We start from the raw sequence: 24,731 nt of genomic DNA on the forward strand, positions 1-24,731 counted from the left end.
AGCGTCGCTATCGGATTGAGAGAGACGGTCATCGGTTACGCTTCGGCGACCTCGACCGTGTAGTCGTGGATGGTCGGGTTCGCCAGCAGGCGCTCGGCCATCTCGGTGGCGCGGGCCTCAGCGTCGTCGGCGTCGGTGGCGTCGAGGTCGACCTCGAAGCGGTCGGCCGACCGGAGGTCGTCCAACTCGAATCCGAGACGTTCGAGCGCCTGTTGGGTCGTTTCGGCCTCGGGGTCGAGGACGCCCCGCTTCAGCCGGACGGTGACGGTCGCGGTGTAGGCGGTCATACGCGAAGGGGCGTGTTCGTGCGTGAAAACGGTTGTGTATCCGAACGGGTATGCACGTTCGTGTATCAAACGCCGTTCATCCGGAGTCGGGATCCGGATACTGCGAATCAATAACGTCGTTGACCTCGGAGGACCACTCCTCGTCGGAGTGGTTCTTTCCGTACTCTGCCCACTGCTTGACGAACTCCCGACGCTGTTGGACGTTCGCACGCTGCTGTTCTCTAAGTTCTTCTAAGTTCGGCATAGCGGTCAGTAACCTCCAGTCCCTCGGTGTATATTTCGAGCGTGTCGGTATCAAGCTGTTCCCGAAACACCGTATACAGGTGGAGGGCGTCCTCAAAGTCCTTCTCGGTGCCAAGGAAGAGCTTGTACGCGATCTGCTGCTCTGGTGGACTGATATTGAGTTCGTGTCCGGCGACATCGGCAACGAGTGGGTCATCAAGAGCACGACTGTCGTACTCGTTTTTCGGGAACCAGAGTTCGAAGTTCGGTGTCATTCTGTCTCGTTCGGCGACGAACTCGTCGAGTGCCGAAAGCTCCTTGTCGATTCGGAGAACGCCGTTATCGAACTCCATCGATTAGAGATGTATCGTCTTTGTATAAAAACAGACGGCCCGGAGCACGGAACGTCGCCCTTTTGAGAACCCGCCTCTCAGGCGGTAGTATGACTGCCGCCACCACGTGGAGGTATTGCCCGTGACCCGCGAGTACACCGAGATTACGGTCGTCGGCGACGACAAGACCGGACTCATCGCCCGCGTGACGACGCTTCTGTTCGAACGCGACATCAACATCGAGGACCTCGACCAGGCGGTCCGGGACGGGGTCTTCCGGATGACGATGCACGTCGACACCGCCGAGATGACGACCGAAAAAGAGGAACTCCGCGAGGCGCTCCACGACCTCGGCGACGACCTCGATATGGACATCCAGGTTCGGTTCCCGGCCGACCGCGAAACGAGGACCATCGCGGTGCTCGTGACGAAGGAGTCCCACTGTCTGGAGGCGCTGTTCGAGGCGTGGGCCGACGGGAAGTTGGGCGCCGAAATCAGCGTCATCGTCGGCAACCACGACGACCTCGAACCGCTGGCCGAGCACTACGGCGTCGACTTCCACGACATCGGCGACGAGAAGGGCAACCCCGACGAGGCCGAGCTGCTCGACATCCTGGCGGAGTACGACACCGACCTCATCGTGTTGGCGCGGTACATGCGCATCCTCAGCCCCAACGTCGTCTTCCGCTACGAGGACCGCATCATCAACATCCATCCCTCGCTGCTCCCGGCGTTCCCCGGCGCCGAAGCGTACCGCCAGGCACGGGAGGAGGGCGTCCGCATCGCCGGCGTCACCGCCCACTACGTGACGACGGATTTGGACCAAGGGCCCATCATCACCCAGCGGGCCTTCAACGTTCCCGCGGGCGCGACCGTCGAGGAAATCGAGCGACGCGGCCAACCGCTGGAGGCCGAAGCGCTCCTGGAGGCGGTTCAGTTGCATCTCGACAGCGCGATTTCGGTGTATCACGGCCGGACGGAACTCCGCGACGACGTGGACGCCGAAGGCTACCAGTTCGGCCTGCCGAACGCCGTCGACGATTTGCTGGCCGACCGCCCCGTCGACGGACTCGGCAGCGTGGTCTCCCGAAGCGAGGAGTAGAGAGTCGATAGCTTTTTGTGTTTTAGGCCCACCTAAAACGATAGCGCGAGTCAATCGAGTGGTCCGACGCTCGCGCAGCGGACGGCACCGGTCACACCGTGGGCATCGACACAACCGGGCCGCGGGCGCCTGCCCGTCGACTCCGCGTCTGTCCCTTTCGACGTCAAAAACCCGCGAGTCGTATCGACGGCGTCAGGCGCCGTGACCGTTGCCGCTTTCGTGGTCCTCGATTTCTTCCGGCGGTTCGCGAATCTTTCCGTAGGCCCAGATGAAACTGAAGATGACCACGAGCGTCATGACGACGCTCAGGACGACCACCGCCATCGCCGGGTCCGAAATCGTCTGTAGGGGGAACATAGCCGGCGGTTCTGCGTCGGAGAATAAAAACCTCGTGGGTTTTCCGCGATTGGAGTTCCAGCGGCTTCAGAGCGACCGAATCGTCTCGACGGCCTCCGACAGCGACGGCGCGTCGAACAGCTCTCGACCGATGTAGGCGTTCGTGCCGGCGGTGTACATGTCCCGGACCGCATCGACGACGTGGCCCGAAAGCGGTTCCGGGTCGCGTTCACACAGTTCGCGCCAGTCGGCGACGCCCTCGTCTTTCGCCTCCGCCTTGGCCGCATCGACGGCCTCGACCCACTCCGGTTGGGTCCGCTTGTGGTACTGCCGGACGACCTCCTTCGAGAGCTGTTGGCCCTCGAAGGAAAAGCGGTTCTCGTCGAACGTTCCGACCACGTCGGCGACGCGAATCTCGCCGTCGAAGTACAGACACTCTATTTTACCGTCCTCGTGTTTCAACCCCGCCTCCGCAGCCTGTTCGGTCACGAGGTCGTTTACGTCCCGGGCGATGGCTTCGAGGTCGTCTACGTCGGCTTTTCCGGCGATGTAGTCGGCGTTGTCCCGGGAAAGATAGCGGTCGGACTCCTCGTACTTCGTCGAGAACTCGACGACCGGCTCGGGAAGGTCGACCGGCTCGTCGGGCCACTCGGCGTAGTCGAGACCGAACTCCTCGGGGTCGGCACGGCCGCGCAGCGACGACCCCACCGGAACCGTGTTCCGGAAGACGATTTCCAGCGGAATCAGGTAGTTCTCGCCCGCAGCGTCGTGAAACGCCGTGTAGTCGTACTCCCGCCCTTCGTGGGGGAGGTCCGGCACCTGTGTCAAATCGATCGCCATCTCCCGTGGTGGGGTGACGACATCCCCGAGGGGCACCACGTCGGCCCCGTTGACGACGCCGCGGTAGTGGGTCGGAATGCCCGCGGATTCGAGTAACTCGAAGTTCGCCGCACCCATCGCACACAGCGACGCACCCTTGTTCGGAATCGAATCGGGCATCTTCCCCCAGTCGAACACCGAGTAGTCGTCGGTGAAGACGAAGGCACCGCGCCCGAGCGAGTCGGCACTCGCGGGTTCCTCGACGCGGAATTCCTTGACACTGGTCATTACCGGAACCGAATCCGTGAACCCGGAAAGGCGTTTCCATCGCGGGTTCGAGCGTCGTTCGTGCCGTCGCCGGGACTTGGCACCACCAGCGATTCGACGCACACGGCGAGGGTCGGTGGGTCCGCCCACCCATCGGTATTGCATCGGGGTTTAATGTGTTGCTTCAACAATATCAGAATCGCATGAACGGCCCGCCAGTCGCCAGTAGGTCCCTGTCCGCCGGAGAGCTACTCGAACACACCTCGAACACTGAATCCTCCACACAGTAATGGGGAAACAGCTGGAGCGTGACCTCGGTCTCCCGTCAGTAACTGCCATCAGCATCGGCGCGATGGTCGGCAGCGGTATCTTCATCCTGCCCGGACTGGCGATGGAGATGGCCGGCCCAGCGGTCGTCTTCGCGTACTTCCTCGCGGGCGTACTGGTGTTGCCCGCCGCCCTGAGCAAATCCGAGATGGCGACGGCGATGCCCGAGGCCGGCGGGACCTACCTCTACATTGAGCGAGCGATGGGCCCGCTGTTCGGAACCATCGCCGGCGTCGGGACGTGGTTCTCGCTGACGTTCAAGGGAGCACTGGCGCTGGTCGGCGGCGCGCCGTATCTGGTATTGTTGTTCGATTTGCCCGTGACACCGGTTGCGCTCACCGTCGCGACGCTCCTCATCGTCCTGAACGTCGCCGGCGCGAAACAGACCGGCCGGATGCAAATCGCTATCGTCGCAGTGATGCTCGCGGTGATGGTCTGGTTCATCGTCGCCGGCGCACCGAGCGTCGAAGGCGCCCGCTTCGAGGGCTTCTTCGACAGCGGCTTCGAGGGCATCCTCGGCGCGACTGGGTTCGTCTTCGTCTCCTACGCCGGCGTCACCAAAATCGCCAGCGTCGCCGAAGAAGTCGAGAATCCCGACCGGAACCTCCCACTGGGCATCCTCGGGTCCCTCGTCATCACCGCCGCCATCTACGTCGCCATCGTGACCGTGATGGTCGGCGTCGCCGAGCAAGCCGCCCTGACCGACACCCAAACCCCGATGGAAGTCGCCGCCAACAACGCCCTCCCCGCACTCGGCGTCATCGCCGTCGTCGTCGCGGCGCTACTCGCATTAATCAGTACCGCTAACGCCGGCATTCTCTCGTCCTCGCGGTACCCCTTCGCGATGAGTCGCGACGGCCTCGCCCCCGACATCTTCGAGAACGTCAGCGACCGCTTCGAGACGCCGGTCAACGCGATTACGATTACCGGCGGTGTGTTGCTCGTCCTCATCGCCTTCGTCCCCATCGACGACATCGCCAAACTCGCCAGCGCGTTCAAAATCGTGGTGTTCATCCTCATCAACGTCGCGCTGATTGCCTTCCGACAGGGCTCGATAGAAGCCTACGACCCCAGTTTCGAGTCGCCGCTGTACCCACTCCCACAACTCGTCGGCATCGTCGGCGGCGCCGTCCTGCTGCGGTACATCGGGTTCGTCCCGTTGGTCGGGGCCATAGTCATTACCGTTGGCTCGATGGCATGGTACTATTTCTTCGTCTACCGACGGGGCGGCGTCAGCCGTGAGGGCGCGATGACCGATGCCATCCGGCGCAGCGTCGGGCGAGACGTCGTCGAACAGACCGAATCCGAGGTCGGAACCGACGGCGACGAGGTGCTCGTGGCGGTCACCGAGCAGACATCGCCTGCCGTCGAGCGGTCGCTCATCGACCTCGCCACCGACTTGGCACGGACCCGCGAGGGGGGTGTCCGAGTCGCCCAGTTCGACGAGACGCCCGATCAGACGCCGCTCCCGCAATCGGCCGACACTCTTACCGAAGCCGACCAGGCCTTCGAGGCCAGACTGGCCGACCGGGCGACCGACTCGACGATACCGATTCGGTACGGCGAGGTCGTCAGCCACGACACCCGACACGCCATCGTCAACTACGCCGCCGAGGTCGGCGTCGACACGCTGATTATCGAGCGCTCGACCGGCACCGAAGGGTTGCTGGGTAGCGATGCTGACTGGATCGAAGACCACGCCCCCTGCGACGTTATCGAAGTGTCGAACCTCGATCACGATGCGGTCGAACGTATCGGCGTCGTGACCGACGAAGGCCCCTTCGACCCCACGAAGGTGGCACTCGCGGACGCACTCGCCACGGCAGTGGGTGCGAGAATCACGTTCTACTTCCCAATTGGCGCGGACCCACCCGAGAGCCACCGGAACACCACCGAGGACTATCTCTCGGAACTGGTGGCGGTGTGTGAGGCGCCGGTCGAGACGCGAATCGTCGAGGCCGGCACCGACCACGCGGTCGAACTGGCAGCCAGCGACTCCGACGTCCTCGTCGTCGGTGGCATACAACGCGGACTCACGGACCGGCTGTTCGGTGACGTTCCGAACCCGGTGACGGTCGGCACGGAACACGGGACGCTGGTCGTCTACGATGCAAATCAACCGGGGCGACTCCGACGAATGGTCGAGCGCTATCTGTTCTGAATCGTTACGTGAGTTCGGTTTTGGGAGTCGGTTCCACTCTGGAGACCTCTGTGAATGGAGCCGTTGGGCTGGACCCAACGGCAAAAAGTCATCTCGGAAGAAACGCTACAGCTCGGTGACGGCGTCCAGCGCGATGCGGATGGCCCGGCCGACGTTGTCCTTTGCCTTCTCGGGCAGTTCCTCGTCGTCGGTTTCGCCCTTCTGGGTGCCCTCGACGAGGTTGCCGTCGACGGTACAGATGGCGCCGGCGGCCAGTCCCTTCCGGCGGGCGAGCGTGAACAGCGCGGCGGCTTCCATCTCGACACACAGCAGGCCGGCGTCGTTCCACGCCTCGACGTAGGTTTGGGTTTCGGCGTAGAAGGCGTCGTCGGTGGCGATTGGGCCGACGTGGACCGGTGCCTGTCGTCGCTCGGCCGACCCGACCAGCGTCGACAGCGTCCCGTAGTCGGCGACGGCCGGAACCTCGACGGCCTCGTAGCGCTTCGTCGTCCCCTCGTCCTTGGCGGCGCCGGTGGCGACGACCATGTCACCGATTTCGATGTCGGACTGGAGCGCGCCGGTGGTGCCGACCCGGACGAACGTCTCGACGCCGACGGCGGCGAGTTCCTCGACGGCGATGGCCGCCGACGGCGACCCGATTCCGGTCGAGCAGATGGTGAGGTTCCGCCCCTCGTAGGTGGCGTTTACGACCTTGTACTCGCGGTTCTCGGCGACGGTTTCGCTGTCGTCGCACAGATCGGCGATGCGGTCGACGCGGCCGGGGTCCCCGGGGACGAGCGCGATGTCGGCGACATCGCCGTCCTCGACGAGGAGATGCGGCTGTTTTGCCATGTGACGAGGTCACCGCCGACGGTCAAAAGTCGGTCGGCATCGGGTCGCTACAGCGACGTGTCGACTGCCGGCCTCGGCGGCTACTCGACGAACCCCTTCGTATCGGGACCACGCCAGCACGTCAGCGTCTCCGGACCGCTTCCGTCCGTCTGCCAGACGACACAGACCTCCGCCTTCGAGAGGTCGAAGTCCTGGTCACCGACCAGTCCGACGCCGAGGCCACGTCTGAAATCGCCGGTCGTCACGGTCGTCGAATCGCCCGCGGTGACCGATTCCGTACCGAAGAAGGATGTCGACGGTTTCCGTGAGGCGTCCGCTTCGTGGCTGAACCGCTCTTCTTCGTATCTCGCGTTTCGAATCCGAAGGTCGAGCCGTTCGCCGGCTATCGTGTCACCCCGAACGTGCGTCACGGTGAGTTCGTCGCCCGACCGTCTATCGCCGGGCTGGTACTCGAAGTCGAAGACCGCCACCGGCGACGACTCCTCGGGCTGATTCCGGTCGTCGAGGACGAACGCACCCGTACTGGCGGCGAGAACGAGGACGATACCGACGAGGAGGAGTATCCCGACTGCCGGCGCGATTGCCCGGTTATCGTAGCCGAAGCTCTCTGTATCCTCGAGTCTCTTCGACGGTCGGAACCGCACCCCCATTCCTCACGGGGAGTACGCAAAGCCCGTATGTAAAACCACAGTCGACGGCGATGTCCCCTGCGACAGGAAGATAAGACAGCGCCTCAGGGCCGCATCAGGGTCGGCATCTTCGCGAGGTCCGATGGGTCCGACACGCGGTGGTCGGCGAGGCCTTCGGCGTCGGGTGCATCGCCGACGAACACCGTCCGGTAGCCGCGTTCGGCGGCCGGTCGGATGTCGTAGTTCACGTTGTCCCCGACCATGACGTAGTCGTCGGCGGGAACGGCGTCGGTGATGGCGTCGAACGGCGCATCGTCGGGCTTGAACGCCTCCACGTCGTCGGCACACACCAGCGCGTCGATGTGTACGTCCAGCCCCTTCTCGGCGAGTTTCCGGCGCTGGACTGGCCCGTAGCCGTTCGTGACGACGCCAACGCGGTCGAGGGATGCGAGGAGGTCGCCGACGCCCTCGGGGACGTGTGTCGCCTCGATTTCGGCGTCGACGTAGGTGTCGGCGAAGGATTCGGGGTCGATGTCCATGCCGGCATCGCGGGCGGCGCGGGCGGCACCGACGTAGGGACTCTCCTCGAACTCGAGGAACGTCTCGACGTAACTCGGGGCGAGGGTGTCGACGGCCTCGGGCGTCGGCTCGACGCCGACCTCGGCGCAGGCGTTCCGGAAGATGCCCGGAACCTCCGGCTCGTAGGTGACGAGCGTCTTGTCGAGGTCGAAGAGGTAGCCGACTGTCATGCCATCAGGTAGGCGCTGTGGAACGTAAACCCCTTTCGCCGGTCTATACCGGCAGGAACCTGTAGACGACAGTTACGGCCGCGAACAGACAGCCGCCGTAGACGACCGCCGAGACGGCCCACTGCCGGCGAACCGTCTCCGGTCGCGTCTCGTAGGCGGCGCCGCCGTAGCGGGGAAAGACGACCCACGAGAAGAACCCATACAGGAAGGCGACGACGGCGGCGACGATGGCGAGTTCGGATGCCGTCGTCACGTTGGCGACGACGACTTCGGTTCGAATACCGAGAACGGTACGGACCTGCTCGTAGCCGACGAGCAGCGCCTCGAAGCCGACGCCGGCGAGCATTCCGGCTGCGAGGTGGACGGCGTTTGCGGCCGACCACGAGACGCCTTCGGCGGGCCGTTGCCACACCGCCCCGGCGGCGACGTAGGCGGGGACGTAGCCGTACGATTGCAGACGCATCACGACGGTCATGCCGAGGGTGGCGAGCAGTCCAGTGAGCAACGCGACGGCGAGTCGGATGCTCAACGGGGGCGGAACCTCTCCGGGAACGTGCAGCGGAACTGCCAGCGTGGACGACGAAATCATGCCATCACTGCCTCGATGCGTTCCCAAGAGAGGTCCGGTTTCGGGCCGCGCTCGCTGGCCGCGATGGCGCCGCAGGCGTTTGCGACCGCCAGCGCGCGCTCCGGGGAGTCGTCGTCGAGCCAAACGGTGAGAAAGCCGGCCGCGAAGGCGTCGCCCGCGCCCGTCGAATCGACCGAGGGCAGGTCGTACCCGGGATGTTCGAAGGTGCCAGCGGGACACCGGAGGACGGCGCCGTCGATGCCGCGTTTCGTCACCTGTGGAATCCCCTCGGCGTCGATTTGGGCGGCCTCGGTGTCGGTGACGAAGAGGAGGTCACTCCGGTCGAGGACGGCCCCGTAGTCGCAGTCGGCGAGCCGTCTTCCCGGGTCGAAACTGACGAAAACGCCGGCGTCGGCGGCGAGTTCGGCCAGCCGTTCGGCCGTATCTGGTCGCTGGCTCGTCAGGTGGAGCGCGTCGGCGCCGTCGAGCAGTTCGGGCGACGCGTCCTCTGGACCGAGCGCCTCGTTCGCGCCGTCTGTTCCAAGGACGGCGACCTCCCCCGACTCCTCGACGAGGACGTACTTCGTGGTCGTTTCGCTCCCCTCGACGACCCGAACGCGCGTGTCGACGCCGGCGGCTTCCAACTCGGCGAGCGCTCGCTCCCCGCAGTCGTCGTCACCGACGCTGCCGAGCAGTCGCGGCTCACACGACAGCCCGGCGAAGGCGACGGCCGCGTTGGCCGCGCTCCCGCCGCCCGTCGCCGCCCGCTCGTGAACGTGGGCCTCCTCGTCGGGGCCGGGAAGCCGGTCGACGTGAAACGTCACGTCCCAGTTTACGTGTCCCGCACAGACCACTCGCATGCCCTCGACTCCGGGCCGGTCGGTGATAAATTCCCCAGCGACCGTCGCCCTAGCTCAAACGAGCGCGAACAACACGAGGTTGTGTGCGCCCGGCCCGAGTCCGACGGCGGTGATGAGCGCCAAGAGTAGATAGCCCTCGGTCGGGTCCTCGCGGACGTACTCCTCGAACAGTGCGACGATGCCCGCCGCGAGCAGGAGTTTCACGACGACGAACAGCCACCCGGCACCGATGAGTTCGGCGGTCGGTAGTGCCTCGCCGGCGTGGATGATGATTCGCGATAGCGGCGTCTGTTCGCCGAACCCGAGGCGGTCGTAGCCGACCGCCGTCGAGATACCGTCGAGGGCGTGAGCGAAGACGACGAGTACGCCGACCGAACCGGTCGCATCGACGGTGGCGACGCGTCGGAGACCCGCCCACACCGCGGCCGTGACGACGAGCGTCACGACGAGAATTCCCGCGGAGGCGTCGGGGCGGCCACCGACGGAGGAGGCGGCGGCGATGCCGGCGGCGGCGACCGTCGAGGCGAGCAGCAGGCCGCCCGCTCCGGCGAGCAGTCCAGGGGCAGTAGTCCGCCCCCAGCCCTCGGCGGGGCGGTCGGCGACGGCCGCCCAGACGATCGCCGCGAGAACGCCGACGGAGACGTAGACGGCGGGTGACCCGAACAGCGGTGCGACGGCCGACGGCACGGCACCGAACTGGAACAGTGCGTACAGGCCGCCGCCGGCAGCCATCCACGGTGTCAGCGCCGTCGCCGTCGCCTCGGTGACCGGCGGTCGCCGACGGTAGAGGAGGCCACCGGCGACGGCGGCGGTGACGAGCAGGCCGACCAGATACGGCAGGGCGGGCAGGGCGAACCCCGATGGGAGTGGCGACACTACCGTATCCAGCGACGCCGGTGCCGGAAAACGTTGCGATTGTGGAAGCCGGCGAGGCCCGAACACAACCCCTTTTATCGAACCCGCCGAAGCGGGCGGCATGAGCGTCGACCTCACCGAGGAGTCCTACGAGAAGAACCGCGAGGCCGGCGAGATTCTCGCGCAGGTCCGTGACGAGACCGCCGACCGCGTCGAGGTCGGAGCCAGCCACCTCGAAATCGCCGAGTACGCCGAAGAGCGCATCCGCGAACTCGGCGGCGAACCCGCCTTCCCCGTCAACATCAGCATCGACGAGGAGGCCGCCCACGCGACGCCGAAACCCGACGACGACTCGACGTTCGGCGAGGAGATGATAAACCTCGACATCGGCGTCCACATCGACGGCTGGCTCGCCGACACCGCCGTGACGGTCGACCTCTCCGGGAACCCGGAACTCGCCGAGGCGCCGGCCGAGGCGCTCGACGCCGCACTCGAAATCATCGAACCCGGCATCGAGACGGGCGAAATCGGCGCCGAAATCGAGTCGGTCATCGACGGCTACGGCTACAACCCCGTCGTCAACCTCTCGGGTCACGGCCTGGGCCACTGGGAACAGCACACCGACCCGAACATCCCGAACCGCGGCGTCGAACAGGGCGTCGAACTGGAGGTCGGCGACGTGGTCGCCATCGAGCCCTTCGCAACCGATGGCGGCGGGAAAGTCACCGAGGGGGCCAAAGAGGAGATTTACGCCCTCGAACGCGAAGCGTCGGTGCGCAACCGACAGGCCCGGGAAGCCCTCGAACAGATAGTCGAGGAGTTCAAGACGCTGCCCTTCGCCCGCCGGTGGCTCGACACCTCCCGGGCGGAGATGGCACTGCGACGACTCCAACAGCAGAACGTCGTCCACGGCTACCCCGTCCTGAAAGAACAGGACGGCTTCCTCGTCAGCCAGAAGGAACACACGATTATCGTCACCGAGGACGGCTGTGAAGTGACGACTCGTTCGCGGTAACGCGGCTTCGAAAACAGCTACCGGTTCGGCGGCGCGTTCGTCACGCGTTGTTCATCCGTACCGACATCTCGGTGCCACAGACGCGACACGTCGACACGCGGTAGGGTTCCCGGGAGAACTCGGCGTTCTCCTCTTTGGTGCTCTCGGTGAGGAGCTCGATGCTCACCTCGTGGGGCGTCTCGCGGCCACACTCGTCACACTCCTCGGTCATACCGTCGTCGTCGATTCGGGTTGCCATGCGTGACTCCGGATTGCCGGGATTGGAGCATAAAAACCCCATTCGGTTGGACTCCGTTCGAACCGTTCATCCCGCGATTATTGCCCCACAGCACGTTCGGCGTTCGAAATCGCTCGAGACGGTTTAGAAAACGTTCTCAACCCTTCATTCATCCTTCGGATAGTTGAACAGCCAATAGTTTTATATAGTATATCATTCCGTCGGATAACAGCGTTAACCACCCACCGGCCCCATCGACCGACATGGACCAGTTGTTCGCGCCGTGGCGAATCGAGTGGGTCGAGCGTGACGACGGCAACGCCGACATCGACGGCTGTCCGTTCTGCGTGCTCCCGGAGCGAGACGACGCCCGCGAGGCGTTGGTCGTCGCCGAATCCGACCGCGCGTTCGTCCTCATGAACAACTACCCGTACAACCCCGGTCACGCGATGGTCATCCCCCGCGAACACACGGGCTCGTTCGGCGACCTCGACGACGAGACCCTCCTCGACCACGCCCGCCTGAAACAACGAACCATCCGCGCAATCGAGGAGGGACTGGGCGCCGACGGCGTCAACGCCGGGTTGAATCTCGGCGACGCGGCGGGTGGCTCCATCGACGACCACCTCCACACCCACGTCGTTCCGCGCTGGAACGGCGACACCAACTTCATGCCGGTCACCTCGGGGACGAAAGTCATCGTCGAAGCTGTCGAAGACACCTACGAGACGCTCCACGACGCGTTCCGCGAGCAGGACGGCGCGGCCGTCACCGACAGCGGATCGATCCGCATCGAGTTTTAGCCCCGTCGAACCCCGGGGTTCGGCTCAGCTAACCCGACCGCTTATCAGTCCGGTTGCGGTATTCCGGGCAATGAGCGACACGGCGGTCGCCGAGGCGGGGTTGGACACCGACGCCGCAAAGCGGGGCTTCACCCGCGCCAGCGTCGTCAACGTCCTCGGCAACGCCGTCAAAATCGTCGTCGAGGCCGCCGCCGGACTGACGTTCGGGTCGGTCGCGCTGGTGGCCGACGCCGCCCACTCCGTCGCCGACCTCGTCGCCAGCCTCGTCGTGTTGGTGTGGGGCCGCAGCGTCTACGCCGACCCCGACGAACGACATCCCCACGGCCACCAGCGCGTCGAACCGCTGGCCGCGCTGTTCGTCGGCAGCGTCATCGTCATCCTCGGGTTGAACCTCCTGTACGAGTCCGCACTCGGCCTCATCGAGGGGCCAACCGTCACCTTCAGCCCGTTTTTGATTGGCGCGCTGCTGTTCGCGATGGCCGACATGTACCTCCTGTACTGGTACACCGAGCGCGTCAACGCGAGTATCGGCTCCTCGGCGCTCGAAGCGCTCGCCGTCGACTGTCTCAACGACATTTACACCACTATCGCGGCGCTGGTCGGCGTCATCGGCGTCTTCTTCGGCTACCCCGTTCTCGACGCCGCCGCCGGGGGACTCGTCAGCCTGCTCGTCGTGTATCAGGGCGCCGACATCGGCCGCGAGAACGTCACGTATCTCGTCGGTGCCGCCCCTTCAGAGGAGGAGTGCCGTCGCATCGTCGAGACGCTCCGCTCGCATCCCGCTGTCGAGGGCGTTCACGACACGGCGGTGTTCTACGACGGGACCGACCTCGAAGTCGAAGCCCACGTCGAGGTCGACGGCGAGTTGACGCTCGTCGAAGCCCACGACATCGAAACCGAACTCATGGATATGCTCCGCGAGCTAGACGACGTCGGCGACGCTCACCTCCATCTCGACCCTGCGGGTATCGGGGAGTGGAAGGACGCCGAAGAAGGTCAGACCAGTTCGCCGTAACAGTACACCGTCTCGTTTTGGGTAATCTCGACCTCGATGAAGTCGCCGACCTCGATGCCCTTCGCCTCGGCGTCGGTGACGATGACCTGCCGGTAGGCCTCGTCGCGGCACTTCACCGAATCGCCGGTGCCCTCCTCGACGACCAGCGCCTCGTGGGTCTCGCCGACCATCGACTCGTAGGCCTCCCGGCAGACATCCATCTTCAGGTCAGTCATCGCCTTCGACCGTTCCTTCTTCACGGTCCCGCCGAGGCCCTTCATGTCGGCGGCGTCGGTGCCGGGCCGTTTCGAGAAGCGCGTGATGTTGATTTTCTCGGGGCGAACGTCGTCGAGCAGTTTCATCGACTTGCGGTGGTCGTCGTCGTCCTCGGTGGGAAAGCCGACGATGAAGTCCGTCGAGAGCGTCCAGTGGTCCAGACGGTCGTCGAAGGCGGCGACGACCTCGCGGAACTTCTCGACGCGGTGTTGCCGGCGCATGTCCTCGAGTACGTCGTCGCTGCCCGACTGGACCGGCGCGTGGATGAAGTTGTACAGTTTCTCGTTTTCGGCGAACACGTCGGCGAGTTCGTCGTGAATGCCGTGAATCCCGCCGGGGTTGGCCATCCCGAGTCGGACGCGGAAGTCGCCCTCGATATCGCAGATGCGGTCGAGTAGTTCCGGGAGCTTCCGGTCGCCCTTGTCCCAGCCGTAGACGCCGGTGTCCTGTCCGGTGATGCGAATCTCCTTGGCGCCGGCGTGGACCAGCGCCCGGGCCTTCTCGACGTTCTCCGAGACCGGGGGCGAGTCGACTCGACCCGTCGCGAACTTCGTGATGCAGTACGAACAGTTCGACATACAGCCGCGGGCGATTGGGAGGATGCCGACGACGCCGTCCAGAATCGGTTCGGCGTCGGGGGTCGTCGTCGGACACTCGCCGTTGGTCACCGCAGTCGGCACGTCCTCCCAGTGGAGCACCTGCACGTCGAGGTCGTCGAACTCCTCACCCTGTGCGAGCGCCATACAGCCGGTGACGATGAGGTCAGAGGTCTCGGCTTCGAGTTCCTCCGCGCGCCGTAGCATGTTGCGTTCAGTCTTCTCGACGACGGTACAGGTGTTGAGGATGGCCACGTCCGCCTCCTCGGGGCCGTCGACGCGGTAGTGACCCGCATCGCGGAGCTTGCGCTCGATCTGTCGGCTCTCACCCCGGTTGGACGTACAGCCGTACGTCTCGATGTGGTACGTGGCCATCGGCTTGCCCCTCGATTGTAGGTGGGCGGGCAAAAGGGCGACGTTTCGGCCGACCCGGGCATCCTCGGTAGCACACCACCGAAAAACACTTGCCGGAGGTTCGAAATTCGTGGAACATGCCCTCCAGACGACGCGTTCTCTGCGGTCTCGGGAGCGTTGCCGCGGTCGGACTCGCCGGCTGTACCGACGCCGGTCCCGCGAGCAACGCGACCCCCGGTACCGACGCCGACACCGAGTGGCCCCAACCCGGCGGCACCGACCGCTTCGACTGTTATCGTGCCGACGCCGTCGCGCCGCGCGAAGCACCTGAAGAACGGTGGGCGGTCGAAACGGTCTGGCCGGCCGGGCGCCCCATCGTCGCCGACGGACGAGTGGTACTTCCGTCCCAGGGCGGCCTTATCGGCTACGACCTCAGCGGCGAGGAGCGCTGGCGACTCGGATTCAAAGACGAGGAACTCGCCATCGAGACGGCCCCCATCATCGTCGACGGCGTCGGCTACGCTGGTGGGATGGATGAACTCGTGGCCTTCGACGTCGAAACAGGGGAGACGAACTGGCAGGTCGACATCGGTGCCTCGCCGACGACGGCGCCAGTCGTCGACTACGACCGGGAGCGACTCGCCGTCGGTACCGACGGCGGACTCGTCGGCGTCGACCTCGATGGCGAACGACTGTGGGGCCGCGAAACGTTCACCCCCGTCTCCGCGCTCGCCTCGTGGGGCGACCAGCTCTGTGCGGGAACGACCGGAGGCGAACTGCTCGTCTACTTCGACCTTCAGGACCCCGAGGGGATGTGGCGGAGACAGCTGGACGGGCGAGTGATGCAGGTCAGCCTGCTCGACGGCGACGGCCTCGTCGTCTCCGTGTTCGGCGGCCCGACGAGTCGGCGCGACGGCGACAGTGCTGGCGCCCCACGCTGGTCCCACCAGACCGGCTCCCACGGCTTCGTCGTCGCCGGCAACACCTACGCCGTCGGCGGCGGTCTCGCGGCGATTCACACCCGAACCGGCGAACGGCAGTGGTCGGTCGACGACCGCCTGCGAGCGCCGCCGGCCGGCGCCGGCGACACCGTCTACTCAGGCGGCGAGGGGTTCATCGCCGCCTACGCGATGGACGGCGGGACGGGCGTCGACGACTACCGAATCGGGACCGAGCGCTGGCGACACGAGGTCGACGGTATCGTCGTCACGGGGCTGGCCGTCGCAGATGGCGCGGTTTTCGGCGCCGCCCAGAACGACGATGGAGAGGCGACACTGTACGCCCTCGAGTAATCAGAACGCCTCGGGGTCGAACCCCTCGACCAACGCGACACCCGAGGAGGCACCGATGCGCTCGGCGCCGGCCTCGAGCATCGCGACGGCGTCCTCGAAAGAGCCGATGCCGCCGCTTGCTTTCACCGGGAGGTACTCGGCCATCACGCGTACGTCCTCGACGGTCGCGCCACCCTCGGAAAACCCGGTAGCGGTCTTGACGAACGCCGCATCGGCCTCGGCGGCGAGTTCACATGCCGTCCGGAGTTCGTCCCCCTCGAGGAGCGGTGCCTCGACGATGACCTTCACCGGGAGGGGGACGGCGGCGACGACGCAGGCGAGTTCCTCGGCGACCGCCTCGGTGTCGCCGCTTCGGAGACGGCCGACGTTGAGCACCACATCGATTTCGTCGGCACCGTCCTGCCACGCCCGTTCTGCTTCGAACTCCTTGGTGTCGGGTGCTTCCTGTCCGTGGGGGAAGCCACACACCGAGACGAGGGTCACGTCGGGTGCGTATTCGGCGGCTTCGGCGACGTAACACGGCGGGATACACGCGTTCATCCCGTGGGCGGCAGCGGCGTCGAGCACCGCGTTCACCTCGTCCCACGTCGTCTCCGGCCCGAGGACGGTGTGGTCGATGCGTGCGGCGAACTCGGCGCGGTTCATACCGAACACCTCGCGACCGAGCGGGATAAATCGACCCCTCGCTCCGTCCGAGGGCGACAGCGAATCGGGCGCGAGTCTTTTGCCGCTGCCGTGGTAACGTCAACCATGACCGAACCGCCGTCGCTACATCCGGAGGTCCACGAGACGGCCGACCGCATCGCCGAGATGGAGGTTCGCGGTGCCGCCACCATCGCCGACGCGGCCGCCGCGGCCCTCGGCACGCAGGCCGCCGACAGCGACGCCGAGTCGGCGGCGGTGTTCCGGGCGGAACTCCGGGCGGCCGCTCGGGAACTCCACGAAACCCGGCCGACCGCCGTTAGCCTCCCGAACGCCCTCCGATACGTCCTCTCGGGGATGGAGGGCGACAACGTCGAGGAGTTGCGGCGCTCCGTCGAGCGAACCGTCGCCCGCTTCCGGTCGGACCTCGACGAGGCACAGGACCGCCTGGGCCGTATCGGGGCGGGACGGCTCTCCGACGGCGACGTGGTGATGACTCACTGTCACTCGACGGACGCGATGGCCTGCATCGAGGCCGCCGTCGAGGACGGCACGGAACTGGAGGCCATCGTCAAGGAGACGCGCCCGCGCAATCAGGGCCACATCACTGCCCGACAGCTCCGGGAGTTGGGCGTGCCGGTGACGCTCGTCGTCGACAACGCCGCCCACCGGTTTCTCGACGACGCCGACCACTTACTCGTCGGTGCCGACAGCATCGCCGCCGACGGCAGCGTCGTCAACAAAATCGGCACCGCCGGCCTCGCCGTCTCCGCCCGCGACCGTGGCGTCGAGGTGATGGTCGCCGCCCAGTCTATCAAACTCCACCCCAAGACCCTGACCGGCGCGGCGGTCGAAATCGAACAGCGCGACGATTCGGAGGTCATCGACGAGAAAACCCGCGCGGACATCGGCGACATCGAGGTGGCGAACCCCGCCTTCGACGTGACGCCGCCGAGACACGTCGACGCCATCGTCACCGAGCGCGGCCAGTTCCCACCGGAGAGCGTCGTCGTGTTGATGCGGGAACTGTTCGGCGAGAGCGTCGACGAACCCTGGCAGGAGCCGTAAATTCGGCCAGCGAGAACGGGCCGTACGGACTCAGTCGTCCTCAGGTTCGCGAACGACCGTGACCGGGACCGGCGAGCGGCGGACGACCGCCTCCGCGACGCTCCCGAGAATCAACCGGGAGACAGCACCGCGGCCGTGACTCCCCATCACGACCTGGTCGATTGGGTTGTTCCCGATGTACCCGACGATGACGTGACGAGGGCGGCCGTACTCCCAGTGAGTGTCGATGTCGGCGGCGTGGTCGGCCGCGACCTCTCGCGCCCCCGCTAACACTTCGTCGGCGATTTCTGCCGCTCGGTCCTGCCAGCTATCGGCCGATTGCCCTTCCGTACCTGCCGCCGTGTGGTCGGCGAAGGGTTCGACGACGTGCAAGACGGTAATCGAGGCGTCGGGGAATTCCCGGAGCGCAAACGAGAGAGCAGCATCCGCCGGGGCCCCACCGTCGTGGGGAACGAGTATCTGATTCGGCATACTGCGAAGTCGGTGCTTTCACGCATATAATTTTGCGAGGGGAACCGTCAGAACGACCCCGCAATCGCCGTCTGCATCGCCTCGCTGTTGTACGCCTCCCCGAAATCGCCGTCGGGCGTGAGGACGATGAGCCCCGCCGACCCCGCTGCGAGGTCGCCGAACTCCGCGAGGGCGGCGTCGGCGGCCGCCTGAGCGTCCAGGCCGTCTTCGAGGAACTGGCTGGCGCGCCGCGAGAGGTTCAGGCGAGCGATGTCCTCGCCGGTACCCGTCGCGGAGACGCCGCCGGCGTCGGTGCAGTAGAAGCCGCTGCCGACCTGCGGCACGTCGCCGACTCGACCGGCCAACGCGAGCCAGCGACCGCCCGTCGAGGTGGCGGCGGCGACCGCCTCGCCGTCGGTCGCCACCGCGCCGACCGTGTCGTGGTCGGCGGGGGTTTCGCTCCGACCTTCGGGGTCGCCGCCGAACCGTTCGGCGACCCACTCGGCGTGTTCGCGGGCGTCGCCGGCGGGGCGCTCGTCGAGGTCCTCCCACTGCTCGCGAGTCCGTTCCGACCAGAGGTTGGCGTCGGTCTCGACGCCGAAGGCATCCGCGAGGTCGACGGCGTGGACGCCCGAGACGAGGACGTGTGGCGTCTCCTCTTTGACGAGGCGGGCGACCTCGACTGCGGCTTCGACGCCGGGCATCCCGCAGGCCGCCCCCGTCTCGCGGTCGTCGGTCATCAGGCCGGCGTCGGTGCGGATGTAGCCGTCGGACTGGACCGCCGACCCGACGCCGGCGTTGAACCGTGGGTCACTTTCGAGGACGCGAACCGCGGCGACGACCGCATCGGTCGGGTCGTCGGCCGCCGTGCCGGTTTCGGCGGCGTCGTCGAGGACTTCCTGTCGCGGTGTCGGCTCGTCGGCCGGACTGCCGGCCCCGCCGTGGACGATGACGCGCATACGTTCGCTCCGGCCGCCGCCGTGTTACGGTTTGCGGCTTGGCGGAAGGAAAGTCGAATGCTCGGAAACCGCTCGGGAGTTCTCCCCGGTCGTTCATGCAAAATTCGCCGCGAGAGCGGTACGCCTTTCAGGGGGCCGGTAGAAGCACGAGCATATGGGATACGATAAAGTCGAGGTGCCCAAGCAGGGCGAGCAAATCGAGGTAACGGGTGACGACGAACTCGTCGTACCGGACGACCCCATCATCCCCATCATCCACGGCGACGGTATCGGCGTCGACGTCGGCCCGGCGGCACAGGACGTGCTGCAGGCCGCCGCCAACGCGACCGGCCGGGAAATCAACTGGATGCGCGTCTACGCCGGCGAGTCCGCACGGGAGCGATACGACGAGAACCTCCCCGACGACACCATCGAGGCGCTCAAGGAGTTCAAAGTCTCTATCAAGGGTCCGCTGACGACGCCCGTCGGCGCCGGCTTCCGCAGCCTCAACGTCGCCCTCCGGAAGCGACTCGACCTCTACACCAACATCCGTCCGACCTACCACCTCGACGGTGTCCCATCACCGGTCAAGCGGCCCGAGCAGATGGACATGGTTTCGTTCCGGGAGAACACCGAAGACGTCTACGCCGGCATCGAGTGGGAGGCCGGCACCGACGACGTCCAGAAAGTCAAGGAGTTCGTCGAAGACGAGATGGGCTTCGATTCGACCATCCACGACGGCCCGGTCGGCATCGGCATCAAGCCCATCACCGAGTTCGGGACGAAGCGACTCGTCCGCAAGGCCATCGACTACGCCCTCGAGAACGACCGCGATTCGGTCACGCTCGTCCACAAGGGCAACATCATGAAGTTCACCGAGGGCGCCTTCCGCGACTGGGGCTACGAAGTCGCCGAAGAGGAGTACGGCGAAGAGGTCATCACCGAGGACACCCTCTGGGAGGAGCGCGACGGCGAACCGCCGGAGGACGCCGTCGTCGTCAACGACCGCATCGCCGACAACATGCTCCAGCAGATTCTCACACGCACCGACCAGTACGACGTACTGGCGCTGCCGAACCTCAACGGCGACTACCTCTCGGACGCCTGTGGCGCCCAAATCGGCGGCCTCGGCATCGCGCCGGGCGCCAACGTCGGCGACGGCCGCGTGCTGGCCGAACCCGTCCACGGCTCGGCACCGAAGTACGCCGGCCAGGACAAGGTCAACCCCACAGCGATGATTCTCTCCGGCCGCATCATGCTGGAGTTCATGGGCTGGGACGACGCCGCCGACCTCGTTCGTGACGCCGTCGAGCAGACCATCGTCGACCGGAAGGTCACCTACGACATCGAGCGCCAAATCGAGGGCGGCGAGAAACTCGCCACCAGCGAGTACGCAAACGCCGTCATCGACAACCTCGAAGACCTGGCGTAACTCAATCTACCTCTTCTTTCGCCGTCTCGACCCACGCCGGAGGAGCCGGCGGTTCGTCCAGTCGCTCGTAGTCGACGGTCGCCTCGATGTCGACCGGCTGACCCGAAATCGACGCCGCAACCGAGAGGTCGTAGCCGTCGACGTACAGCGGATTGGACCGCACAGTCGCCTCGAAGCGCCCGCTGTACAGCGTCGTGATGACGCGAATCCGTGCGGGCGTTACGTCCCACCCGGATCGGAGGTCGGTGCCGACCGCGGACGCGCCGTCGGTCGTCTCCGAGATGGCCACCGACGCGAACGAGCCGAACAGTCTGCGGATGCGAAAGCGGTCGGTCGTGCCGTCGGCCGGCGAGTCGAAGGCCCGGCTCTCGGAGACGAAGTACTCCGGATTGCGCCGCCCGTAGCGGTTGTGCGTCGTTCCGTCGTCCCACGTCTCGAAGTACGGTTCGGCGGGTTGGGTCGGATACCGCTCTGTGTCCTCGGTGTCGAAGACGAAGTGATACGCCTCGGCGTCGGCGGCCGACCGTACGCTGACCCGGAGCGTCCGAATGGGCGTGCCGTCCTCGGTGACGACCACCTCGCGGGTGAAGGCGTGCGGGCCGGCCAGCAGGCTGTCGCGGTGGCTGCGAGCCAACTCGGGGGCGTCCTCGACGCCGAGTGCCGTGAGGTCCGGCGGCGGCCTGCGTTGCGGCGTCGGGCGGTCGGTCGGCACGGGAACGGCCGTCGGCGTTCCCACGGGTTCGGCGTTCGAGTTGCTGGTGTTACAGCCCGCCAAGAGCGGTGCCGAAACCGCCGCGAGGAACCGACGCCGGCCGACCGGCATCGTCACTCCGCCCAGTCGGGGTTCGGCCGCGGCGGCGCGAAGATGTCGACACCGCGAACCACCGCGTCACCACGGTTTTCGGCCGCGTGGGGTTCCTCACCCGGAATGGTGAACGAGTCGCCGGGGCCGACGACGGTCTCGCCGTCCGGACCGACGAACGTCAACTCACCCTCGTAGACGAAGCCGGTCTGTTCGTGGTGGTGGCTGTGTTCGGGGACGGTCGCGCCCGGTTCGATTTCGAACGCCTGAATGCTCGTCTCCTCGCCCGTCGCCAGTTGCGTGAGGTGGACGGCCTCGACCGCCTCCACCGAATCCCGCTCGGAGAGTCCGACGCGTTGCATACACACCATTGGGCGCCGGGCGTTGATACGTTTCCGGGTGCCCAGCACGGCTCTCCGGAAGGAAAGCGATGCATCGAACTTTTAGCCCGAGGCGCGGAACCGTCAGATATGTACTCCGTCGTCGGGTGCAAGGAGTGTCTCGCCCTCTGGGTCGTCGAGGACCGCCCCGAGACGACGCAGTGTCCCCGCTGTCGGAAACGCCACCAGTTCGGGAAGCTGAAGCAGTTCGCCGAAACCGACACCTCCGAGGCGGCCGCCCGCGTCCGGAGTTCGATGCTCGCCGACCGCGCCGACGACGGCGAGTTCCTCGACCCGGAGGAAATCGACATCGACGGCGTCGGCGTCGACGACGAGGAGTATCTCACCGCCTCGGGACTGGACGCCGACGAGGTGGCGGCGGCCGGCGACCGCGCCGAAGGCGGCACGGAGCGCTCGCGGAGTCGGAAGCAAATCGTCCTCGACGCGCTCTCGGAGTTAGAGGAGCCGACCACCGAGGCAGTCGTCGAGTACGCCACCGCCGAAGGCGTGCCCGAGTCCTACGTCGAGACGGCGCTCGAGCGCCTCCAGCGTGCCGGCGAAGTGACCGAGACGGGCGGCGTCTATCGCCGGCTGTAGTCCCAGCGCCACGCGCCTTATCGGCCCAGCTCCTCGTGAGCGCTGGCGAGGTGGTCCGACGCCAGCGCCCCCAGAAGCGACAACTCGCCGGCGAGTGCGGCGGTCGTGATGAGTTCCGCCAGCGCGTCGGCGTTGGCTCCAGCGGGGTCCCCGCCGCCGCGGACGCCGACGATATCGAGCGCCTCCGACTGGGTCGGCAGTTTCGTCCCGCCGCCGACGGTTCCGACCTCCAAGGAGGCGATGGTCAGCGAGGCGTAGAGGTCGCCATCACGCACGTCGGCGGTCGTAATCGCGTTACTGCCCTCGACGACCTGTGCGATGTCCTGGCCGGTCGCGAGGAAGGCCGCGGCGACGGTGTTCGCGGCGTGGGCGTTGAAGCCGAGCGAGCCGGCCTTCGCCGACCCGACGAGGTTCTTGCGGGTGTTGGCCTCGGCGATGGCCTCCGGCGTCGTCTTGAAGTAGCTCTCGACGGTCTCTCGCGGGATTTCCACGTCGGCGGCGACCGTCCGACCACGTCCCTCGACGCTGTTGACGGCGGCCGGTTTCTTATCGGAACAGAGGTTTCCGGAGAGGGCGACGAGTTCGGCGGGGGTCTCCACCGTGACCACGTCGCAGGCGGCCTCGGTGGCGATGGTAGCCATGTTCATCCCCATCGCGTCCTTGGTGTCGTAGGCGAATCGGAGGAAGACGTTGTCGCCGACGACGTAGGGCGTCACGTCGCGCAACTCGCCGTGGCTGGTGGTCGACTCGGCAGCCTCGGCGAGTGTCTCGATATTGCCTCGGACCCACGAGGCGACTTCGCTGGCCTCCCCCACGTCGTTGACGCGGAAGACCGGGGCACGGGTCATCGCGTTCTTCAGCACCCGAGCGGTCGCGCCGTCGGCCGCCCGGATGGCCGCACAGCCACGGTTGACCGAGGCGACGAGGGCGCCCTCAGTCGTCGCAAGCGGGAGGTACTTCGAGCCCTCGATTGCCCCGCCGTCGATGCGGACGGGGCCGACGATACCCATCGGCACCTGTGCGGCGCCGAGCATGTTCTCGATGTTCGGGCCGGCGTCGGCGGCGTCGAAGGTGTAGGCGCCGATGGCGTCGAGGTCGGCCTCGGTCTCGGCGGTGAGGAGCAGTCGACGCGCCTCGGCCGCAGCGTCGGCGTCGGCGTGCTGTTCGAGTTCGTGTAAGCGTAACTCGCCGTCCTGTACGCCTTCGACGAGTTCCTCTGTGTCCATATCGTCGAGTTGCGGGCGGGCGACTAAGGGTTTCCGTCCGGCCGCGGACGGTCAGGCGTCGCCCCGCTGTATCGCCGCGTGGTGGTCGCGGAACTCCTCGATTGCGCCGTCGTCGAGGGTGACGCCGTGGCCGGGAGTGTCGCGCAACTCGATGACGCCGTCGACCGGGGCGAGTGGGTCTTCGACCACGTCGTCGAAGACGGTCACGTCCATGTCGCGATAGAAGTACTCGACCCAGTGGCCGTTCTCGATAGCGCCGACGAGCGGCGCATGGAGATTCCAGTTGTAGTGCGGCGCGATAGGTACGTCGTAGGCGGCGGCGTGATGAGCGATTTTCAGCCACTCGGTGATGCCGCCACACACCGTCACGTCCGGTTGGAGGATGCTCGCCGCGCCGGTGTCGTGCAACCGAGCGAAGTTGTACCGATTACCTTCGAGTTCTCCGGTGGCGACCGCGAAGTCGATGGCGCCGTTGAGTTCCGCCATCGTCTCGACTTGGTCTATCATCACCGGTTCCTCGATGAAGTAGGGGTCGTACGGTTCGAAGGCCCGACAGGCTCTGACGGCCTCGACGGTGGAGTCCCACTTGCCGTTGGCATCGAGCAGTAGCGTCGTCTCCGAGCCGATTTCATCCCGGACCGCCTCGATTCGGTCGACCTCTTCGGTGAGAGAGCGGCGGCCGACTTTCATCTTCACCACGTCGTGGCCCTCATCGAGGTAGCGTCGCATCTCCCCGCGGAGGCTCTCGTGGCCCTTCTCGTCGCGGTAGTAGCCGCCGCTGGCGTAGGCAGGAACGCTGTCGGCGTATCCGCCGAGAAGTTTGTGCAGGGGCTCGCCGGCGGCCTTGCCCTTGATGTCCCAGAGGGCGATGTCGACCGTCGAGATGCCCCGCAGGAGGATGCCCGCACGGCCGATTTGGACGTTACCGTCGTACATCGTCCGCCACAGCGCCTCGGTGTCTCGGGGGTCCTCGCCGATGAGGTTGGGTTTCAGAAGCGACTCGACGGCTTCGGCGATGAGACCTGCGCCCTCGTAACCCAACGAGTAGCCGACGCCTTCGTGTCCCTCGTCGGTTCGGACGTACGTTATCGCGTGGTCGCGGTAGGTGATGGTGCGATTCGAGAAGGAGACGGGTGTCTCCAGCGGAATGGCTATCGGGAACGACTCGACGTCGGTAATCTGCATGCTCAGACCATGCCGCACGATGCCAAGTAGTTTGGCTACACGCCAGCAAGAGCGGTCAATTCAGCCGAATTTCAGGTTCGCTGTCCGGACTGCGGCGTGGACTGTTCGAACTCCTCTAC

At 66.1% G+C, this 24,731-nt stretch carries 29 protein-coding genes; 9 read left to right on the forward strand and 20 right to left on the reverse strand.

Going from position 1 to position 24,731, the window contains the following annotated elements:
- Positions 1-35 precede the first annotated feature (35 nt).
- The 3 genes from purS to HWX69_RS15535 all read right to left on the reverse strand — a co-directional run bounded on the left by purS (position 36) and on the right by HWX69_RS15535 (position 862).
- Positions 36-287, reverse strand: a complete 252-nt coding sequence (gene purS, locus HWX69_RS15525) for a phosphoribosylformylglycinamidine synthase subunit PurS (RefSeq protein WP_178917957.1) — start codon at positions 285-287, stop codon at positions 36-38.
- Between the two features lie 76 nt (positions 288-363).
- On the reverse strand, positions 364-531 hold the full coding sequence (locus HWX69_RS15530; protein ID WP_178917958.1) for a hypothetical protein: 168 nt from the start codon (positions 529-531) through the stop codon (positions 364-366).
- A complete protein-coding gene (locus HWX69_RS15535; RefSeq protein WP_178917959.1) occupies positions 509-862 on the reverse strand; it encodes a hypothetical protein in 354 nt (117 codons plus the stop codon). The genes HWX69_RS15530 and HWX69_RS15535 overlap by 23 nt, the downstream gene beginning before the upstream one ends.
- A gap of 121 nt (positions 863-983) precedes the next feature.
- Between HWX69_RS15535 and HWX69_RS15540 the strand changes: the two genes are divergently transcribed.
- On the forward strand, positions 984-1,943 hold the full coding sequence (locus HWX69_RS15540) for a formyltetrahydrofolate deformylase (RefSeq protein WP_178917960.1): 960 nt from the start codon (positions 984-986) through the stop codon (positions 1,941-1,943).
- 192 nt (positions 1,944-2,135) lie between these two features.
- On the opposite strand, the gene HWX69_RS15545 is transcribed toward HWX69_RS15540, so the two are convergent.
- Positions 2,136-2,300 (reverse strand): hypothetical protein, encoded by a 165-nt coding sequence (locus tag HWX69_RS15545; protein WP_178917961.1) that lies wholly within the window; start codon positions 2,298-2,300, stop codon positions 2,136-2,138.
- 66 nt (positions 2,301-2,366) lie between these two features.
- Positions 2,367-3,386 (reverse strand): phosphoribosylaminoimidazolesuccinocarboxamide synthase, encoded by a 1,020-nt coding sequence (locus HWX69_RS15550; protein WP_178917962.1) that lies wholly within the window; start codon positions 3,384-3,386, stop codon positions 2,367-2,369.
- A gap of 268 nt (positions 3,387-3,654) precedes the next feature.
- Between HWX69_RS15550 and HWX69_RS15555 the strand changes: the two genes are divergently transcribed.
- Positions 3,655-5,853: a universal stress protein gene (locus tag HWX69_RS15555; RefSeq protein WP_178917963.1), complete on the forward strand. Its 2,199-nt coding sequence runs from the start codon at positions 3,655-3,657 to the stop codon at positions 5,851-5,853.
- A 105-nt stretch (positions 5,854-5,958) separates the two neighbouring features.
- On the opposite strand, the gene HWX69_RS15560 is transcribed toward HWX69_RS15555, so the two are convergent.
- The 6 genes from HWX69_RS15560 to HWX69_RS15585 all read right to left on the reverse strand — a co-directional run bounded on the left by HWX69_RS15560 (position 5,959) and on the right by HWX69_RS15585 (position 10,366).
- Positions 5,959-6,684: a nucleoside phosphorylase gene (locus HWX69_RS15560; RefSeq protein WP_178917964.1), complete on the reverse strand. Its 726-nt coding sequence runs from the start codon at positions 6,682-6,684 to the stop codon at positions 5,959-5,961.
- Positions 6,685-6,764: 80 nt separating this feature from the next.
- On the reverse strand, positions 6,765-7,334 hold the full coding sequence (locus HWX69_RS15565; RefSeq protein WP_178917965.1) for a type IV pilin domain-containing protein: 570 nt from the start codon (positions 7,332-7,334) through the stop codon (positions 6,765-6,767).
- Between the two features lie 83 nt (positions 7,335-7,417).
- Positions 7,418-8,062 (reverse strand): HAD family hydrolase, encoded by a 645-nt coding sequence (locus HWX69_RS15570; protein ID WP_178917966.1) that lies wholly within the window; start codon positions 8,060-8,062, stop codon positions 7,418-7,420.
- Positions 8,063-8,105: 43 nt separating this feature from the next.
- Entirely contained in the window at positions 8,106-8,651 is a 546-nt protein-coding gene (locus HWX69_RS15575) for a hypothetical protein (RefSeq protein WP_178917967.1), read from the reverse strand.
- A complete protein-coding gene (locus HWX69_RS15580) occupies positions 8,648-9,490 on the reverse strand; it encodes a carbohydrate kinase family protein (RefSeq protein ID WP_178917968.1) in 843 nt (280 codons plus the stop codon). The genes HWX69_RS15575 and HWX69_RS15580 overlap by 4 nt, the downstream gene beginning before the upstream one ends.
- Positions 9,491-9,544: 54 nt before the next feature.
- Positions 9,545-10,366: a DUF63 family protein gene (locus HWX69_RS15585; protein ID WP_178917969.1), complete on the reverse strand. Its 822-nt coding sequence runs from the start codon at positions 10,364-10,366 to the stop codon at positions 9,545-9,547.
- Between the two features lie 100 nt (positions 10,367-10,466).
- Here HWX69_RS15585 and map point away from each other — a divergent pair, with 100 nt between their 5' ends.
- Positions 10,467-11,360, forward strand: a complete 894-nt coding sequence (map, locus tag HWX69_RS15590; RefSeq protein ID WP_178917970.1) for a type II methionyl aminopeptidase — start codon at positions 10,467-10,469, stop codon at positions 11,358-11,360.
- A gap of 40 nt (positions 11,361-11,400) precedes the next feature.
- On the opposite strand, the gene HWX69_RS15595 is transcribed toward map, so the two are convergent.
- Positions 11,401-11,598 carry a DUF7835 family putative zinc beta-ribbon protein gene (locus tag HWX69_RS15595; protein ID WP_178917971.1) on the reverse strand — a complete coding sequence of 66 codons (198 nt, stop codon included), beginning with the start codon at positions 11,596-11,598 and terminating at the stop codon, positions 11,401-11,403.
- A 242-nt stretch (positions 11,599-11,840) separates the two neighbouring features.
- On the opposite strand from HWX69_RS15595, the gene HWX69_RS15600 reads away from it, so the two are divergent.
- Entirely contained in the window at positions 11,841-12,380 is a 540-nt protein-coding gene (locus HWX69_RS15600; protein WP_178917972.1) for an HIT family protein, read from the forward strand.
- A 70-nt stretch (positions 12,381-12,450) separates the two neighbouring features.
- Positions 12,451-13,395 carry a cation diffusion facilitator family transporter gene (locus HWX69_RS15605; protein WP_178917973.1) on the forward strand — a complete coding sequence of 315 codons (945 nt, stop codon included), beginning with the start codon at positions 12,451-12,453 and terminating at the stop codon, positions 13,393-13,395.
- Here HWX69_RS15605 and HWX69_RS15610 read toward each other — a convergent pair.
- Complete coding sequence (locus tag HWX69_RS15610; protein ID WP_178917974.1) at positions 13,377-14,621, reverse strand: tRNA (N(6)-L-threonylcarbamoyladenosine(37)-C(2))-methylthiotransferase; 1,245 nt, start codon at positions 14,619-14,621, stop codon at positions 13,377-13,379. The genes HWX69_RS15605 and HWX69_RS15610 overlap by 19 nt on opposite strands.
- A gap of 116 nt (positions 14,622-14,737) precedes the next feature.
- On the opposite strand from HWX69_RS15610, the gene HWX69_RS15615 reads away from it, so the two are divergent.
- On the forward strand, positions 14,738-15,892 hold the full coding sequence (locus HWX69_RS15615) for an outer membrane protein assembly factor BamB family protein (protein ID WP_178917975.1): 1,155 nt from the start codon (positions 14,738-14,740) through the stop codon (positions 15,890-15,892).
- Here the strand turns inward: HWX69_RS15615 and deoC are convergent, their stop codons facing one another.
- Positions 15,893-16,537, reverse strand: coding sequence for a deoxyribose-phosphate aldolase (gene deoC, locus HWX69_RS15620; RefSeq protein WP_178917976.1), 645 nt, complete (start codon positions 16,535-16,537; stop codon positions 15,893-15,895).
- 105 nt (positions 16,538-16,642) lie between these two features.
- Between deoC and HWX69_RS15625 the strand changes: the two genes are divergently transcribed.
- Entirely contained in the window at positions 16,643-17,602 is a 960-nt protein-coding gene (locus tag HWX69_RS15625) for a ribose 1,5-bisphosphate isomerase (RefSeq protein WP_178917977.1), read from the forward strand.
- 30 nt (positions 17,603-17,632) lie between these two features.
- Here HWX69_RS15625 and HWX69_RS15630 read toward each other — a convergent pair whose 3' ends face one another.
- Positions 17,633-18,073: a universal stress protein gene (locus tag HWX69_RS15630; RefSeq protein WP_178917978.1), complete on the reverse strand. Its 441-nt coding sequence runs from the start codon at positions 18,071-18,073 to the stop codon at positions 17,633-17,635.
- A gap of 47 nt (positions 18,074-18,120) precedes the next feature.
- A complete protein-coding gene (locus tag HWX69_RS15635; protein ID WP_178917979.1) occupies positions 18,121-19,011 on the reverse strand; it encodes an isoaspartyl peptidase/L-asparaginase in 891 nt (296 codons plus the stop codon).
- A 154-nt stretch (positions 19,012-19,165) separates the two neighbouring features.
- Here HWX69_RS15635 and icd point away from each other — a divergent pair, with 154 nt between their 5' ends.
- Complete coding sequence (gene icd / locus HWX69_RS15640) at positions 19,166-20,422, forward strand: isocitrate dehydrogenase (NADP(+)) (protein WP_178917980.1); 1,257 nt, start codon at positions 19,166-19,168, stop codon at positions 20,420-20,422.
- Between the two features lies 1 nt (position 20,423).
- Here icd and HWX69_RS15645 read toward each other — a convergent pair whose 3' ends face one another.
- Positions 20,424-21,245 carry a hypothetical protein gene (locus tag HWX69_RS15645; protein WP_178917981.1) on the reverse strand — a complete coding sequence of 274 codons (822 nt, stop codon included), beginning with the start codon at positions 21,243-21,245 and terminating at the stop codon, positions 20,424-20,426.
- A 2-nt stretch (positions 21,246-21,247) separates the two neighbouring features.
- The gene (locus HWX69_RS15650; RefSeq protein ID WP_156709814.1) at positions 21,248-21,586 is read right to left on the reverse strand and encodes a cupin domain-containing protein; all 339 of its coding nucleotides are present in this window, start codon (positions 21,584-21,586) and stop codon (positions 21,248-21,250) included.
- 108 nt (positions 21,587-21,694) lie between these two features.
- On the opposite strand from HWX69_RS15650, the gene HWX69_RS15655 reads away from it, so the two are divergent.
- Positions 21,695-22,201 carry a DUF5817 domain-containing protein gene (locus HWX69_RS15655; RefSeq protein ID WP_156709815.1) on the forward strand — a complete coding sequence of 169 codons (507 nt, stop codon included), beginning with the start codon at positions 21,695-21,697 and terminating at the stop codon, positions 22,199-22,201.
- A gap of 17 nt (positions 22,202-22,218) precedes the next feature.
- Here the strand turns inward: HWX69_RS15655 and hmgA are convergent, their stop codons facing one another.
- Positions 22,219-23,427 carry a hydroxymethylglutaryl-CoA reductase (NADPH) gene (gene hmgA / locus HWX69_RS15660; protein WP_178917982.1) on the reverse strand — a complete coding sequence of 403 codons (1,209 nt, stop codon included), beginning with the start codon at positions 23,425-23,427 and terminating at the stop codon, positions 22,219-22,221.
- A 51-nt stretch (positions 23,428-23,478) separates the two neighbouring features.
- A complete protein-coding gene (locus HWX69_RS15665) occupies positions 23,479-24,612 on the reverse strand; it encodes a mandelate racemase/muconate lactonizing enzyme family protein (RefSeq protein ID WP_178917983.1) in 1,134 nt (377 codons plus the stop codon).
- Between the last annotated feature and the right edge of the window lie 119 nt (positions 24,613-24,731).

This window comes from Natronomonas gomsonensis (genome assembly GCF_013391635.1).
Taxonomy (GTDB): domain Archaea; phylum Halobacteriota; class Halobacteria; order Halobacteriales; family Haloarculaceae; genus Natronomonas; species Natronomonas gomsonensis_A.

Coding starts and splice junctions, on each gene's coding strand:
- purS (WP_178917957.1), bottom strand. CDS start 287: ATGACCGCCTACACCGCGACCGTCACCGTCCGGCTGAAGCGGGGCGTC.
- HWX69_RS15530 (WP_178917958.1), bottom strand. CDS start 531: ATGCCGAACTTAGAAGAACTTAGAGAACAGCAGCGTGCGAACGTCCAA.
- HWX69_RS15535 (WP_178917959.1), bottom strand. CDS start 862: ATGGAGTTCGATAACGGCGTTCTCCGAATCGACAAGGAGCTTTCGGCA.
- HWX69_RS15545 (WP_178917961.1), bottom strand. CDS start 2,300: ATGTTCCCCCTACAGACGATTTCGGACCCGGCGATGGCGGTGGTCGTC.
- HWX69_RS15550 (WP_178917962.1), bottom strand. CDS start 3,386: ATGACCAGTGTCAAGGAATTCCGCGTCGAGGAACCCGCGAGTGCCGAC.
- HWX69_RS15555 (WP_178917963.1), top strand. CDS start 3,655: ATGGGGAAACAGCTGGAGCGTGACCTCGGTCTCCCGTCAGTAACTGCC.
- HWX69_RS15560 (WP_178917964.1), bottom strand. CDS start 6,684: ATGGCAAAACAGCCGCATCTCCTCGTCGAGGACGGCGATGTCGCCGAC.
- HWX69_RS15565 (WP_178917965.1), bottom strand. CDS start 7,334: ATGGGGGTGCGGTTCCGACCGTCGAAGAGACTCGAGGATACAGAGAGC.
- HWX69_RS15570 (WP_178917966.1), bottom strand. CDS start 8,062: ATGACAGTCGGCTACCTCTTCGACCTCGACAAGACGCTCGTCACCTAC.
- HWX69_RS15575 (WP_178917967.1), bottom strand. CDS start 8,651: ATGATTTCGTCGTCCACGCTGGCAGTTCCGCTGCACGTTCCCGGAGAG.
- HWX69_RS15580 (WP_178917968.1), bottom strand. CDS start 9,490: ATGCGAGTGGTCTGTGCGGGACACGTAAACTGGGACGTGACGTTTCAC.
- map (WP_178917970.1), top strand. CDS start 10,467: ATGAGCGTCGACCTCACCGAGGAGTCCTACGAGAAGAACCGCGAGGCC.
- HWX69_RS15595 (WP_178917971.1), bottom strand. CDS start 11,598: ATGGCAACCCGAATCGACGACGACGGTATGACCGAGGAGTGTGACGAG.
- HWX69_RS15600 (WP_178917972.1), top strand. CDS start 11,841: ATGGACCAGTTGTTCGCGCCGTGGCGAATCGAGTGGGTCGAGCGTGAC.
- HWX69_RS15605 (WP_178917973.1), top strand. CDS start 12,451: ATGAGCGACACGGCGGTCGCCGAGGCGGGGTTGGACACCGACGCCGCA.
- HWX69_RS15610 (WP_178917974.1), bottom strand. CDS start 14,621: ATGGCCACGTACCACATCGAGACGTACGGCTGTACGTCCAACCGGGGT.
- HWX69_RS15615 (WP_178917975.1), top strand. CDS start 14,738: ATGCCCTCCAGACGACGCGTTCTCTGCGGTCTCGGGAGCGTTGCCGCG.
- deoC (WP_178917976.1), bottom strand. CDS start 16,537: ATGAACCGCGCCGAGTTCGCCGCACGCATCGACCACACCGTCCTCGGG.
- HWX69_RS15625 (WP_178917977.1), top strand. CDS start 16,643: ATGACCGAACCGCCGTCGCTACATCCGGAGGTCCACGAGACGGCCGAC.
- HWX69_RS15630 (WP_178917978.1), bottom strand. CDS start 18,073: ATGCCGAATCAGATACTCGTTCCCCACGACGGTGGGGCCCCGGCGGAT.
- HWX69_RS15635 (WP_178917979.1), bottom strand. CDS start 19,011: ATGCGCGTCATCGTCCACGGCGGGGCCGGCAGTCCGGCCGACGAGCCG.
- icd (WP_178917980.1), top strand. CDS start 19,166: ATGGGATACGATAAAGTCGAGGTGCCCAAGCAGGGCGAGCAAATCGAG.
- HWX69_RS15645 (WP_178917981.1), bottom strand. CDS start 21,245: ATGCCGGTCGGCCGGCGTCGGTTCCTCGCGGCGGTTTCGGCACCGCTC.
- HWX69_RS15650 (WP_156709814.1), bottom strand. CDS start 21,586: ATGCAACGCGTCGGACTCTCCGAGCGGGATTCGGTGGAGGCGGTCGAG.
- HWX69_RS15655 (WP_156709815.1), top strand. CDS start 21,695: ATGTACTCCGTCGTCGGGTGCAAGGAGTGTCTCGCCCTCTGGGTCGTC.
- hmgA (WP_178917982.1), bottom strand. CDS start 23,427: ATGGACACAGAGGAACTCGTCGAAGGCGTACAGGACGGCGAGTTACGC.
- HWX69_RS15665 (WP_178917983.1), bottom strand. CDS start 24,612: ATGCAGATTACCGACGTCGAGTCGTTCCCGATAGCCATTCCGCTGGAG.